Source organism: Limnohabitans sp. INBF003 (genome assembly GCF_055396645.1).
In genome coordinates, this window is record NZ_AP029222.1 from 3368132 (window position 1) to 3381838 (window position 13707).

Here is a 13707-nt window from a genome sequence, read left to right on the forward strand (position 1 = left end):
GACCCTTGTTCGCTCGGTTGAACTGGCCGTCTTGTCACAAGTGCTTGTTACCATTGAAACATGAGCGCTTTGGAGTTGACCCTGTTGTACCTTTTGGCCGCCGTGTTGGGGGTGGTGGGCTGCCGCATGCTCAAGCTGCCGCCCATGCTGGGCTATTTGGCAGTCGGCGTGGTCATTGGCCCCAATGCGCTGGCGCTGGCCCAAAACTCCGAGGGCGTGAAGCACCTGGCCGAATTCGGCGTGGTGTTCCTGATGTTTGTGATTGGTCTCGAGTTCAACCTGCCCAAACTGCGCTCGATGCGCCAACATGTTTTTGGTTTGGGCTTGCTGCAGGTGGTGCTGACCTTGATCATCGTGACCATGCTCTCCTTGTTTGTGGCCACCATGGCACCCACGCTCTGGAAGATGGAGTGGCAAACGGCCTTGGCCTTGTCGAGCGCCATGGCCATGAGCAGCACGGCCATTGTTGTGAAGCTGGTGGCCGATCGTTTGGAGCTGGAGTCCGAGCACGGCAAACGGGTGGTCGGTGTGTTGCTGTTCCAGGATTTGGCGGTGGTGCCTTTGATCGTGATGATTCCGGCATTGAGTGCACCGGCCGATGAAATGTTGTCGGCCTTGATGCTGGCGGGCGTCAAGGCGGCCATCCTGATCACTTTGCTCATGACCGGCGGTCAGCGCGTCATGCGCTGGTGGCTCACCATCGTGGCGCGGCGCAAAAGCGAAGAGCTGTTTGTGCTGAACCTGTTGCTGGTGACGCTGGGTCTGGCCTGGATCACCGAGCTGGCGGGCCTGAGTCTGGCCTTGGGCGCCTTCATTGCGGGCATGCTGATTTCCGAGACTGAATACAAACACCAGGTGGAGCTGGACATCCGGCCGTTCCACGATGTGTTGTTGGGCCTTTTCTTCATCACCATCGGCATGATGCTCGATTGGCACATCGTGGTCGACCGATGGCCTTTGGTGTTGCTGCTGACCACGTTGCCGGTGATTTTCAAATTGGTGCTGGTGACCGCGCTGGCCAAGCTGACGGGGGCACCGAATGGCGTGGCGCTCCGCACCGGTTTGTATCTGGCGCAGGCGGGTGAGTTCGGTTTTGTTTTGCTCACACTGGGATCACAAAGCAACCTGATACCGCCAACCTTGCTCAACCCGGTGTTGGCCAGCATGGTGCTGTCGATGATGGCCACGCCGTTCATCATCATGTACAGCAACACCATCGTCATGAAAGTGGTGGCCAGTGAGTGGTTGCAACAGTCGCTGCAAATGACGACCATTGCGCGCAAGTCGATCAACACCAGCAAGCACGTCATCATTTGTGGCTACGGGCGCTGCGGCCAGAACCTGGCCCGCATGCTCGAAAAAGAAAACATCCCCTACATGGCGCTCGACCTGGACCCGGACCGGGTGCGTCAGGCGGCGGCAGCCGGTGACTCGGTGGTGTTTGGCGATGCCGGCCGTTTGCAGTCGCTGATGGCCGCAGGTTTGGCGCGGGCCAGTGCGGTGGTCATCACCTATCTGGACGTGCCCGCGGCCATGAAGGTGCTGGACCACACCCACAGCCACGCGCCGCAGGTGCCGGTGATTGTGCGCACGCAAGACGACCTGGATCTGGAAAAGCTGCAGCTGGCCGGTGCCACCGAGGTGGTGCCCGAGGCGCTGGAGGGTTCGCTCATGCTGGCCAGCCATGCGCTGGCGCTGGTGGGCGTGCCCATGCGCCGGGTGATCCGCATCGTGCAAGACCAGCGCGACGCGCGTTACAACCTGCTGCGGGGGTATTTTCACGGGGCCGATGACGACACGCTGGACGAGATCGACCACGAGCGACTGACCACGGTGGGTTTGCCCATGGCCTCGCCTTGGTTGGGCAAGCAAATCCAGGATCTGGCTTTTCATGCCATGGGCGTGCGTGTGGTGAACCTGCGCCGTGCCAATGGCCAGTCCGAAAACGTGAGCGATGACACCGAGCTGCATTCTGGTGACACCTTGGTGCTGTCGGGCAAGTCGCAAACCTTGGCGGTGGCTGAAGAAAAACTGTTGCGAGGGTGAAGGCTCGGGCCAGCACGCCATGCCACCCTGCTGTCACCCCCGGTGCTGACAGACAAGGGTAGGCGTTTTAAGCTGAGGGTTTGATTCTTGCCAGAGACACCATGACACCCGTCCCAACGCCATCTGCTGCCGCAGACGACCGCATCCCCTACGCCAAACCCCAACCTTGGGGCATGTCGCCCGACATGGTCATCCCCGATGTGGACACCGACGACGAACGCCTGTGGGCCCCGATCGCGCCGGGCATCTGGTCACGGCCTTTGCACCTGAACACGTCTGGCGGTTTTTATGTGCATTTGCTCAAGGTCAAGCGCTCGGGGCTGTTGCAGCGCCACCGCCACTCGGGCATGGTCCACGCCTATGTGTTGCGCGGCAAATGGCTGTACCTGGAACACGACTGGGTGGCCGAACAAGGTGGCTATGTGTTCGAGCCGCCCGGCGAAACCCACACCCTGGTGGTGCCCGATGATTGCCAGGACATGGTCACCATGTTCACCGTGCACGGCGCGCTGATGTATGTGGACACGCAGGGCAATGCGACCGGTTATGACGATGTGTTCACCCGCATCGAAAAATACCGTGCCCACTTTGAGGCCGTGGGCCTGGGCGCGGATTACGTGAAGAACTTCATGCGCTGAAGTCACCGACGAAGACACCGCATCCCCGTAGGTCGGAGCTTTAGCTCCGACGATGCTGGCTTCGCTGCAGTACTTGTCGGGGCTAAAGCCGCCGACCTACCACCATTGACGGGGATTTTTGCTGCGACGGTTACAGCGGCTTTTTAATCCAGTTGGCAATCTCGCCCACGATGCCGCGCCGGAACGCCAGCACGCAGATCACGAAGATGAAGCCCTGCACCACAGTGACCCAAGCCCCGAGTTGGGCCAGGTAGTTTTCCATGCTGACGATCACGGCCGCACCGATCAACGGGCCAAACAAGGTGCCCATGCCGCCCACCAAAGTCATCAGCACCACTTCGCCCGACATGGACCAATGCACATCGGTCAGCGAGGCCAGCTGGAACACCAGCGCTTTGGTGCTGCCCGCCGTACCGGCCAAAGCCCCCGAAATGATGAAGGCCAGCAGCTTGAAGCTGTCGGTGTCGTAACCGAGCGAGGTGGCGCGGTCGGGGTGCTCGCGGATGGCCTTGAGGATCTGACCGAACGGTGAGTGGATGACACGCCAGATCAGCAAGAAGCCCATCAGGAAGATGGTCATCACGAAGATGTACATGTTGAAGTTGTCTTCGAGGTTGATCAGGCCAAACAGTTTGCCGCGTGGCACCGCCTGGATGCCGTCCTCGCCGCCCGTGAAAGGCACTTGCAGGCAGAAGAAAAACACCATTTGGGCCAGTGCCAGTGTGATCATGGCAAAGTAAATGCCTTGGCGTTTGATGGCCAGGAGGCCCACCACCAAGGCCAACAGGGCCGACGCACCAGTGCCCAGCAAGACGCAGACTTCGGGCGGCAAACCCCAGGATTTGGCCGAATAGGCCGCGACATAACCGGCCGAGCCCATGAACATGGCATGCCCGAAAGACAGCAGCCCGCCAAAGCCCAGCAGCAGGTTGAAGGCGCTGGCAAACAAGGCAAAACACATCACCTTCATCAGGAACACGGGGTAGACCCACATCGGGGCCACCGCCAGAACGACCACCATCAGGGCAAAAGCCACCCACAGGTGCTTGGAGGATTTGGCCGACACAGCGGCAGACATCGCGTTGGACATGGTGTTACTTCTGTGTGCCGAACAGACCGGCGGGCTTGATGAGCAAAACGATGGTCATGATGACAAAAATCACCACATTGGACGCCTCGGGGTAAAACACCTTGGTCAGGCCTTCGATCAGGCCGAGGCCAAAGCCCGTGACAATGGCGCCCATGATGGAGCCCATGCCGCCAACCACGACCACGGCAAACACGACGATGATCAGGTCCGCACCCATGGTCGGATTGACCTGGTAAATCGGGGCTGCCATGACGCCCGCCAATGCGGCCAGGCCCACGCCAAAGCCATAGGTCAGCGTGATCATGCGGGGCACGTTGATACCGAATGCCTGCACCAGGCTGGGGTTTTCGGTGGCGGCGCGCAGGTAGCCGCCCAGCTTGGTGCGCTCGATCACGTACCAGGTGGACAGGCAGATCACCAAGGACGCCACGATCACCCAGGCCCTGTACTTAGGCAGGAACATGAAGCCGGTGTTGAAGGCGCCTTGAAAGACTTCGGGCACGGGGTAAGGCATGCCCGAGGAGCCAAATTCGTTGCGGAACAAACCCTGGATGATCAGGGCCAGACCGAAAGTGAGCAGCAGACCATAAAGGTGGTCGAGCTTGTAGAGTTGTTTGAGCATGGTGCGCTCGATCAGCACACCGGTGGCACCCACGACCAGAGGCGTGAGAACCAACGCCAGCCAGTAGTTGATGCCCAGCTTGTTGAGGCCCAGATAGGCCACAAAAGCACCCAGCATGTACTGGGCGCCGTGGGAAAAGTTGATGATGTTCAGCAAGCCGAAAATCACGGCCAGGCCCAAGGAGAGCAGCGCGTAAAAGGACCCGTTGATGAGTCCGATCAGCAACTGCCCGAACAGCGCTTGAGAGGGAATGCCAAAGATTTCCATGGTGATTTCAGGCTTGCGTGAACAGGGGTTGGATTACTTCTTGACCAGAGGGCAATCGCCTTCGTTCAGAGGGCGGAAGGCTTCGGCGGCCGGAATGGTCGCTGCGACCTTGTAGTAGTCGTAAGGGCCTTTGGATTCAGAAGGCTTTTTGACTTCAAACAGGTAGGCCGGGTGGATCTTGCGGCCATCGGCGCGGATGCTGCCTTTGCCAAACAAGACGTCGTCGGTGGGCAGCTCTTTCATCTTGGCCACAACTTTGGTGCCGTCATCGGTCTTACCGGCATCGACAGCCTTCAGGTAGTGCAGCACACCGGCGTACACACCGGCGTGGTCAGACGAAGGCATTTTGCCGCCGTGCAATGCGGCAAAGCGCTTGGACCAGGCGCGGGTGTTGTCGTTCAGATCCCAATAGAAGGTCTCGGTCAGCAACAGGCCCTGGGCTTTGTCCAGACCCAGCGCGTGCACGTCGGGCAAGAACACCAACATGCCGGCCAGGTTCTGGCCGCCTTTGACGATGCCGAACTCGGATGCTTGCTTGATCGAGTTGATGGTGTCGCCACCGGCATTGGCCAGACCGATGATCTTGGCTTTAGATGCCTGAGCCTGCAGCAAGAAAGACGAGAAGTCTTGTGTTGGGAAAGGGGTGCGGACTTTGCCGACCACTTTGCCGCCGTTCTTGACCACCACGGCTTCGGTGTCGCGCTCCAGGGCATGGCCGAAAGCGTAGTCAGCGGTCAGGAAGTACCAGCTGGTGCCGCCGTTTTTCACAATGGCTTTGCCGGTGCCGTTGGCCAGCATCCAGGTGTCGTAGAGGTAGTGCACCACGTTGGCATTGCATGATTTGCCCGTCAGGTCGGCGGTGGCCGAGCCGGTGTTCACGTGGGCCTTGTTTTTGTCTTTGGAGATTTGGGCAATGGCCAAACCGACGGACGATGTGGGCACGTCGGTGATCATGTCGACTTTGTCGGTGTCGTACCACTGGCGGGCAATGCTGGAGCCAATGTCGGGCTTGTTCTGGTGGTCGGCGCTGACGACTTCCACTTTCAAGGTGCTCTTGGTGGCCTTGATGTAGTCTTCGACAGCCATTTTGGCCGCCACCACGGAGCCGGGGCCACCGATGTCGGCGTAGGGGCCAGACATGTCGCTGAGCACACCGATTTTGACGATGCCGTCCGAGACTTGGGCTTGCGCAGTGCCAGCCAATGCACATGTGGCCAATGCGGCCAGGGCGAGAAGTTTGCGTTTCATGGTGATGTCTCCTGTGAAAGTCAGTGGAAAAGAAAAAGGTTCAGACGCCAAGGTATTCGTGCAGCATGGCCATCTTGGATTTGAGCTCGCTGGCAGCAAAGCCTTCAATGATGCGGCCGTGCTCCATGACGTAAAAGCGGTCGGCCAGTGGTGCGGCAAAACGGAAGTTTTGCTCGACCATGATGATGGTGAAGCCTTTGGCCTTGAGCGAGAGGATCATGCGGGCCAGGGCTTGCACGATCACCGGGGCCAGGCCTTCGGAAATCTCGTCGAGCAACAAGAGCTTGGCCCCGGTGCGCAGAATGCGGCCCACGGCCAACATCTGCTGCTCACCACCCGACAGGCGGGTGCCGGGGCTGTTTTTGCGCTCCAGCAGGTTGGGGAACATGTCGTAGATTTCGTCGATGGGCATGCCGCCACCCGCAATGACCGGTGGCAGCAACAGGTTTTCTTCGCAACTGAGCGATGCAAAGATGCCGCGCTCTTCGGGGCAGTAACCTATGCCGAGTTTGGCGATCTGGTGCGGCGGCATGTCGATCGACTCACGACCGTTGATGGTGATCGAGCCGGTGCGCTTGCCCACCAAGCCCACGATGGATTTGACGGTGGTGGTGCGGCCTGCGCCGTTGCGGCCCAGCAGGGTCACCACTTCGCCTTTGTGCACCGTCAGGTCCACGCCGTGCAGGATGTGCGACTCTCCGTACCAGGCGTGCAGGTTGCTGATGCGCAGGAATTCTGTGGGCTCAGCCATGGGCACTCTCCAGCTCGTTCTCGACGGTGCCCATGTAGGCTTCCAGCACCTGCGGGTTTTTGGAGACCACTTCGTAAGGCCCTTCGGCAATGACCTGCCCGCGTTGCAGCACGCTGATGGTGTCGGCGATGCTGGAGACCACGTTCATGTTGTGTTCCACCATCAAGATGGTGCGGTTGGCGCCTACTTTTTTGATCAGCTGCGTCACGCGGTCCACGTCTTCGTGGCCCATGCCCTGGGTGGGTTCGTCCAGCAGCATCAGCTCGGGGTTCATGGCCAAGGTGGTGGCAATCTCGAGGGCGCGCTTCCGGCCATAAGGCAACTCCACCGCCAGCAGGTCGGCCATGCTGCCCAAATCCACTTCGTCGAGCAAGGCCATGGCTTTGTCATTGAGTTGGTCCAGCACGCGCTCGGAGCGCCAGAAGTGCATGGACATGCCGGTGTTGCGTTGCAAAGCGATGCGCACGTTTTCCATCACTGTGAGGTTGGGGAAGGTGGCCGAAATCTGGAAGGATCGCACCAGCCCGCGACGCGCCACTTGGGCGGGTTTTTCGGCGGTGATGTCCTTGCCGTTAAACAGGATTTGCCCACGCGTAGGAATTAAAAACTTGGTCAGCAGGTTGAACACCGTGGTTTTGCCCGCACCGTTGGGGCCGATCAGTGCATGGATCTGCCCACGCTGAACGCCCAGGTTGACACCATTGACGGCGACGAACCCTTTGAACTCTTTGACAAGCTCCCGGGTTTCGAGGATGAAATCTTTTGACATGACGTGTGAACAAGCCCCGTGATGGACGCTGCAACCGTGGGTGTTGCAATGCAAGTTTGTATTCTGGGTTCTGCCTGCGACGCCCGACGTAGTGGTTATCCCGGGGGCTTGTCTCTCACGTGTCTGGGGCGAAGAAAAAATTCACAACGCGCATGAGAGAAGTTCAACTCAGCACCATGCCGCCATCGACGTGGATGCTCTGGCCGGTCATGCCGCTCGATTCGGACGAACCCAGATAGACCGCCAGCCCCGCAATTTCTGAGGGGTTCAGCACCCGACCCAATGGCACGCGGGTCAAGGCGGCCTTGACCATTTCTTCGCCGGTGATGCCGGAGCTTTGTGCGACTTGGGCCTTGAGCGCTTCCACCATGTCGGTTTGGATGAAGCCCGGGCAAATGGCATTCACGGTCACGTTGTGTGGGCTGGCTTCGAGCGCCACGCAACGGGTCAGTCCCACCACCGCGTGCTTGCTCACGTTGTAAGCACTTTGGTTGCGTGAACCCCATTTTCCTGCGGTGGACGCCATGTTGACGATGCGGCCGTGTCTGCGTGCCTGCATGCCGGGCAGCACCGCTTGCATGAAGTGCAGCACACCGAACAGGTTCACGTCGAGCATGTCCTGAAAGTCCTGTGGGGCGTAGTCGAGGAACGGCTTGGCACGGTAAACGCCCGCGTTGTTGACCAACACGTCGACGCGTCCAAAGCGCTGCTCGACTTGCGCGACGGCGGCAAAACATGCGTCGCGCTCGGTCACATTCAGGCCCACCGTCATGACGCGCTCAGGCGGCAAACCCAAGCTGTCTTTGACTTCCTGCAGCCGGGCCACATCGGTAGCAACCAGGCACAGGCTGGCCCCTTCTGCGGCATAGGCCTCGGCAATGGCGCGGCCTATGCCACGGCTGGCGCCCGTGATGATGGCCACTTGTTGGTCGAGTCGGTGTGCCATGTTCAATCCTTGAAGTGAGGGGAAGTCAGATCAACGCGGAACGCTTGCGTTGGTCACCCGGTGAGCCGTGATTCGGGTCGTCGTGTGGGTTGGACACCGCTTTGCGCAGCACGGCCAGATAGCCTGAGGCCAGTTCCATGCGCGTGCCAAAACCTTGCGCGATCAGCATGCGGTGTGCCGCAGGCAGCTTCCAGCAGGGGGTGAACACAAACAGGTGGTGTTCCAGGTGGTAATTGACCCAGTAGGGCGCGAGCACCATGCGCATGCCCCAATTTGTCAGCGTCGTGCGTGTGTTGCGCAGGCGGTCATCGTTGTTGCCCACCACCGCGTGCTCGGCTATGTTGCGGATCCGGCTGATCACCTGATACCAGGTCAGCAAGGGCAGCAACCATAAAGCAAAATAAGCCCACCACACGCCTGCGGCCGCTGTGACAGCGAAGATGGCCAGGTTGGTTAAAGCGAAATATTTTTCGGCCTGAAACAGGTTTTTCCATCGCTGCAGTCGGCTGGGGCTGTCACCCATCTCCATGCGGAAAAACTCCATGCGCCGTTGGTAGCCGGTGATGCCCAGAATGTCGCGTCGCATCTTGCGCCAGAAGCTGTCCTTGCTGATCGGAAAAGGTGCCGACAGGATCAGGTCGGGATCTTCTTTTTGCTGCGTGTGGCGGTGGTGGCTCAGGTGATAAGGCCGGTAGAGCGTGAGGCTGGCACCCACCGGCCAGCCGCACAAAAAGGCGCCCAGTGTGTCATTGAGTCGTGTGTTTTTGAACAAGGCGCGGTGCGCCGCGTCGTGCATCAAGATCGCCAAGCCCAGCTGCCTGCCGCCAATGATGACCACGGCCACGATGAAGCTCAAGGGGTTGGGCCAAGCGACAAAAAAGGCCATGGCCAGCGCAATGACGCCCCAAGCGTGCAGCACGAGGTAAGCGCCCATCCAATCAGAACGGCCGCGCAGGTCAGCGTCTTGTTCGGGGCTGAGGGTGGGTTGGGTGTCGGCAGTCATGGTCGGCGGTGCAAGAAAGCATCAAACCACGATCATGTCCCGGTCATGGCCGTGGCATGAGTCGCTGACGTGACCTTTTGAGGGTTTCCCTGAGGCGAATTGGGCTGAGGTGTAGCCAACTCAGCGGGGTCACTTGCCGATGCAAAAACTCGAAAAAATCACGCCCAGCAAATCGTCCGCACTGAACTCGCCCGTGATCTCGTTCAGGGCGTTTTGGCCCAGACGCAGCTCTTCGGCCAGCAGGTCCAGATTTTGAGCCTGGGCGGCCAGGTGTGCATCGGCCACCTCCAGGTGTTCGCGCACCCGGTGCAGGGCCTGCACATGACGCTCCCGGGCGATGAAAAGGCCTTCGCTGGCTTGCTGCCATCCGGCTTGCTCCAACAGTTGCTGGCGCAGGGCTTGCAGGCCTTCGCCCGTGCGAGCCGACAGCGTCAGGCCTGAGCGCTCGCCCCGTGCGGTGGCCGCATCGGCCTTGTTCCACACATCGATCACCGCCACGCTGGCAGGCAAGCGGGCTTGGAGTGCGGTGGCAATGTCGGCATCGGCGCTGTCGTAATCGGCCTGGCCTACACGCGTCAGGTCGTGCAAAAACAGCACCGCGTCGGCGTTTTCGATCTGGCCCCAGGCGCGGGCAATGCCGATTTGTTCCACCTCGTCCACGCCATCGCCTTCGCGCAGACCGGCAGTGTCGATCACATGCAGTGGCACGCCTTCGATCTGGATGGTCTGCTGCACCACATCGCGGGTGGTGCCCGCAATCGGGGTCACGATGGCCAGCTCGGCCCCGGCCAGCGCGTTGAGCAACGAGCTTTTGCCTGCGTTGGGTTGGCCCGCAATCACCACCTTGATGCCTTCGCGCAGCAGTGCACCCTGTTTGGCTTTGCCCAGCACGGTCATCAAGGCTGCTTGCAGGCGATTCAATTGCCCTTGGGCATCTGCTTTTTGCAGGAAGTCGATTTCTTCTTCCGGGAAATCCAGCGTGGCCTCGACCAGCATGCGCAGGTGGATCAAGGCATCGCGCAGCAGGTGAATCTCTTTCGAAAAGTCACCGGCCAAAGAGCGGCTGGCGCTGCGTGCGGCGGCTTCGGTGCTGGCGTCGATCAGGTCGGCAATCGCCTCGGCTTGGGCCAGATCGATCTTGTCGTTCAAAAAGGCCCGCTCGGAAAACTCCCCCGGTTGCGCCACGCGCAATCCCGCCAAGCGGGGCTGGCCGGTGGCCGCATCGGTTTCGGCCGCCGCTTGCAAGCAGCGCGCCACCAGCAGTTGCAGCACCACCGGGCCGCCATGGGCCTGCAGCTCCAGCACATCTTCGCCCGTGAAGGAGTGCGGGGCCACAAAGTGCAGCGCCAAGCCGTGGTCGATCGGGCTGCCATCGGCATCGGCAAAGGGCAGATAAGTCGCTTCACGCGGTTTCAGGCTGCGCCCGCACAGGGCCTGAATCAGCGAAGACAAATTTTTGCCCGAGACACGCACAATGCCCACGGCCCCGCGACCGGGCGCGGTGGCAATGGCGACGATGGGTTCCTGATGGCGGGCAAGCATGGGGGTGTCCTCAAACGAAAAGGGCCGCTTGCGCGGCCCCATCAGCATATACGCTGCTTACTTGAACTTGGGCAGATTGAACTGCGGTGGCACGCCCATGCGGGTGTTGATGATCCACTGCTGTGCAATCGAAAGCACGTTGTTGGTGATCCAGTACAGGACCAAGCCGGAAGGGAAGAAGAAGAACATCACGCTGAACACCAGCGGCATGATCCACATCATCTTGGCTTGCATCGGGTCTGGTGGCGCGGGGTTAAGCGCGGTCTGCAGCAAGGTGGTCAGGGTCATCACCACGGGCAGGATGAAGAACGGATCGGGTGCCGACAGGTCATGAATCCAGCCCACCCAAGGTGCGTTGCGCATCTCGACGGTGGAGAGCAGCACCCAGTACAAAGCAATGAACACGGGAATCTGGATCATGATCGGGAAGCAGCCACCCATGGGGTTGACCTTTTCTTCACGGTAGATCTTCATCATCTCTTGTTGCATCTTTTGCGGATCGGCTTTCAGGCGTTCGCGCATTTCCATGATCTTGGGGTTGATGGTTTTCATCTTGGCCATGCTGGAGTAGGCCTTGGCGTTGAGCCAGTAGAAAGCGATCTTGAGCAAGAGCACCAGCGCCACAATCGACCAGCCCCAGTTCTGGATAAAGCTGAACAGTTTGTCCAGCAGCCAGTACAAAGGCTTGGACAACATGGCCAACCAACCGTAATCCTTCACCAAGTCCAGGCCGGGAGCCAAGGCTTCAAGGACTTTCTCTTCTTGTGGGCCGACAAACAATTGCGAGCTCACGGTTTTGGATTGGCCCGGCGCCACATCGGCCACGGGTGTGATCATGCCCACGGCATACAGGTTGGTGTCGACCTTGCGCACAAAGTTTTCGCGGGTGATGCCATCACCCAACAACCAAGCCGAAGCAAAGTAGTGCTGCACCATGGCCACGTAGCCATTGGTGGAAGTCTTGTCGACTTCGGCTTTGTTTTTCTCGATGTCGCTGAACTCGACCTTGTGGTACTTCTTGGCATCGGTGTAAACCGCTGGCCCGGTGAAGGTGGAGTAGAAAGACGACTCGCCTGCGGGCTTGTTGCCATCACGCACCAGCTGCAAATACAGCTGCGGCGACACGGCGGCGGTGCCAGTGTTGACCACTTCGTGCTTCACGCCGATGGCGTAGCTGCCGCGTTGCAGGGTGTAGGTCTTGACCAGCTTCACGCCGTTTTGAGCGTCAGACTCAAAACGCAGCGTCAATTCGTTTTGGCCGTCTTTCAGGCTGCGCTCACCACTGAAACGCATGACAGTCTTGTGTGTGGGGTAGTTGCCGCCAATCAAGCCTGTCTGGGCGTTGTAAACCCGGCTGCCGCTTTGGTCGAGCAAGACAAATTGCTTGCTGCTGTCGACGAAGTCGGCGTGCTTGGTGAACTCGCTGCGTGTCAATGTGCCACCAGCTGTGTCGAAAGTCAGCTTCAACACATCGGTGCTGATGTCGATTTTTTCACTTGCGGCTGCAGGTGCTGTGCCGGCGTCTGCTGGCACTTGCCCTGGTGTGGCGGCTGCAACGGCCGTAGCGGCAGGCACGCTGCTGGATGCGGCAGCGGCGGGCGCTTTGGCCGCTTCAGCGGTCACGGGTTTGGGGAAAAAGGTGGCTTTTTGACCGTTGTAGATCTGCCATTGGTCCCACAACAGGACCATGGAAAAACCAAAAATCACCCAAAGGATGGTGCGACGGATATCGTTCATGGGGTCTTCTTTGACGAAGTAGGGGAAAACAAAGCAGAGAACAAGCGCGTGGCTTGCGGGGGAACGGGGTCGTGGCCACCCTTGCACCAAGGGCCGCAACGCACCAGACGGTGAACAGTGAGGTAGCTGCCCTTGGCTGCGCCATGTTGCTCCAGCGCTTGCAAGGCATAGACCGAACAAGTGGGCTCAAAGCGGCACGACGAGCCGAGCCAAGGGCTCAGCAGCAAGCGGTAGCCACGCACCAGACCCATCAACAAACGCTGAATGATCATGCGCGCACCTCGGACCGCAGGGCACGTTCAAACAATTGTTCCAGCTCTTGCCTGACCGCCAGCTTCAGGGGCTCGGAGGTGGCGCTGATGAATTGTTTGCGGTCAAAGGTGGTGCGCAAACGCACCACATGGGCAGCCACAGGCAGGCGATCGCCAAAGCGCTCGCTCACGTTGTAGATCTGGCGTTTGATGGCATTGCGCGTCACGGCACGACGCGCCCAGCGTTTGGGCACCATGGCGCCCAGCCAAACGTCGAACAAGCCAAAAAGGGCCTGCTCCGGTGAAGGTGCAGGCCCAACTTGTTCAGCGGGAGCCGATGGGTTGTCTGTTGGGTGAGTCAAGGTCAGTCGGTGCAACGCAAAATGCGCTGTGCGCGAGACTGTTCCACCCGCCAGGGCGGCCTGAAATTGTGGGCGTGTTTTCAAACGCTGCACGATGGCCAAACCCTGGAATCAACCGCCTGCAGTGGCGTCAGGCCACAGCCAGACGGTCGAAAAGGCATTAGACAGCCAGACGCTTGCGGCCTTTGGCGCGGCGTGCATTGATCACAGCGCGACCGCCACGGGTTTTCATGCGAACCAGAAAGCCGTGGGTACGGGCGCGACGTGTCTTGGATGGTTGGTAGGTGCGTTTCATAACTCTTCCTTTGTGCCCAATGCCATGAATCAGCGTTGGGCGAAACCCAAGATTATCGCAAACTTTCGGGCACTCGGCAAATAAACCATCTTTTAAAGCTTCGGGTGTTCCCGGGGTAAAACCGGAAAGATGTGGTTTAT

Annotated in this window: 14 protein-coding genes; 2 read left to right on the forward strand and 12 right to left on the reverse strand. The window is 59.6% G+C overall.

Annotation, left to right across the window (positions count from 1 at the left end; translation table 11 throughout):
- The first annotated feature begins 60 nt into the window (after nt 1–60).
- Both ACZ5VE_RS15755 and ACZ5VE_RS15760 read left to right on the forward strand, forming a co-directional pair.
- A complete protein-coding gene (locus tag ACZ5VE_RS15755) occupies nt 61–2046 on the forward strand; it encodes a cation:proton antiporter domain-containing protein (protein WP_464456049.1) in 1986 nt (661 codons plus the stop codon).
- A gap of 101 nt (nt 2047–2147) precedes the next feature.
- Nucleotides 2148–2684 carry a 2,4'-dihydroxyacetophenone dioxygenase family protein gene (locus ACZ5VE_RS15760; RefSeq protein WP_464456050.1) on the forward strand — a complete coding sequence of 179 codons (537 nt, stop codon included), beginning with the start codon at nt 2148–2150 and terminating at the stop codon, nt 2682–2684.
- A gap of 130 nt (nt 2685–2814) precedes the next feature.
- Here the strand turns inward: ACZ5VE_RS15760 and ACZ5VE_RS15765 are convergent, their stop codons facing one another.
- From ACZ5VE_RS15765 to rpmH, 12 genes are all read right to left on the reverse strand, one after another.
- The gene (locus tag ACZ5VE_RS15765; protein WP_464456051.1) at nt 2815–3774 is read right to left on the reverse strand and encodes a branched-chain amino acid ABC transporter permease; all 960 of its coding nucleotides are present in this window, start codon (nt 3772–3774) and stop codon (nt 2815–2817) included.
- Nucleotides 3775–3778: 4 nt separating this feature from the next.
- Nucleotides 3779–4663 (reverse strand): branched-chain amino acid ABC transporter permease, encoded by an 885-nt coding sequence (locus tag ACZ5VE_RS15770; RefSeq protein ID WP_464456052.1) that lies wholly within the window; start codon nt 4661–4663, stop codon nt 3779–3781.
- Between the two features lie 33 nt (nt 4664–4696).
- Nucleotides 4697–5911: an ABC transporter substrate-binding protein gene (locus tag ACZ5VE_RS15775; RefSeq protein WP_464456053.1), complete on the reverse strand. Its 1215-nt coding sequence runs from the start codon at nt 5909–5911 to the stop codon at nt 4697–4699.
- Between the two features lie 40 nt (nt 5912–5951).
- The gene (locus tag ACZ5VE_RS15780) at nt 5952–6662 is read right to left on the reverse strand and encodes an ABC transporter ATP-binding protein (protein ID WP_464456054.1); all 711 of its coding nucleotides are present in this window, start codon (nt 6660–6662) and stop codon (nt 5952–5954) included.
- The gene (locus ACZ5VE_RS15785) at nt 6655–7431 is read right to left on the reverse strand and encodes an ABC transporter ATP-binding protein (RefSeq protein WP_464456055.1); all 777 of its coding nucleotides are present in this window, start codon (nt 7429–7431) and stop codon (nt 6655–6657) included. The genes ACZ5VE_RS15780 and ACZ5VE_RS15785 overlap by 8 nt, the downstream gene beginning before the upstream one ends.
- A 163-nt stretch (nt 7432–7594) precedes the next feature.
- Nucleotides 7595–8377, reverse strand: a complete 783-nt coding sequence (locus tag ACZ5VE_RS15790; protein WP_464456056.1) for an SDR family NAD(P)-dependent oxidoreductase — start codon at nt 8375–8377, stop codon at nt 7595–7597.
- 25 nt (nt 8378–8402) lie between these two features.
- Nucleotides 8403–9380, reverse strand: a complete 978-nt coding sequence (locus ACZ5VE_RS15795) for a fatty acid desaturase family protein (RefSeq protein ID WP_464456057.1) — start codon at nt 9378–9380, stop codon at nt 8403–8405.
- A 129-nt stretch (nt 9381–9509) separates the two neighbouring features.
- On the reverse strand, nt 9510–10922 hold the full coding sequence (mnmE, locus tag ACZ5VE_RS15800) for a tRNA uridine-5-carboxymethylaminomethyl(34) synthesis GTPase MnmE (RefSeq protein ID WP_464456058.1): 1413 nt from the start codon (nt 10920–10922) through the stop codon (nt 9510–9512).
- Nucleotides 10923–10979: 57 nt separating this feature from the next.
- A complete protein-coding gene (yidC, locus tag ACZ5VE_RS15805) occupies nt 10980–12659 on the reverse strand; it encodes a membrane protein insertase YidC (protein ID WP_464456059.1) in 1680 nt (559 codons plus the stop codon).
- Nucleotides 12656–12928 carry a membrane protein insertion efficiency factor YidD gene (yidD, locus tag ACZ5VE_RS15810; protein WP_464457522.1) on the reverse strand — a complete coding sequence of 91 codons (273 nt, stop codon included), beginning with the start codon at nt 12926–12928 and terminating at the stop codon, nt 12656–12658. Before yidD ends, yidC begins: the two co-directional genes overlap by 4 nt.
- Nucleotides 12928–13365: a ribonuclease P protein component gene (locus ACZ5VE_RS15815; protein WP_464456060.1), complete on the reverse strand. Its 438-nt coding sequence runs from the start codon at nt 13363–13365 to the stop codon at nt 12928–12930. The genes yidD and ACZ5VE_RS15815 overlap by 1 nt, the downstream gene beginning before the upstream one ends.
- A 67-nt stretch (nt 13366–13432) precedes the next feature.
- On the reverse strand, nt 13433–13567 hold the full coding sequence (gene rpmH / locus ACZ5VE_RS15820) for a 50S ribosomal protein L34 (protein WP_005798102.1): 135 nt from the start codon (nt 13565–13567) through the stop codon (nt 13433–13435).
- Between the last annotated feature and the right edge of the window lie 140 nt (nt 13568–13707).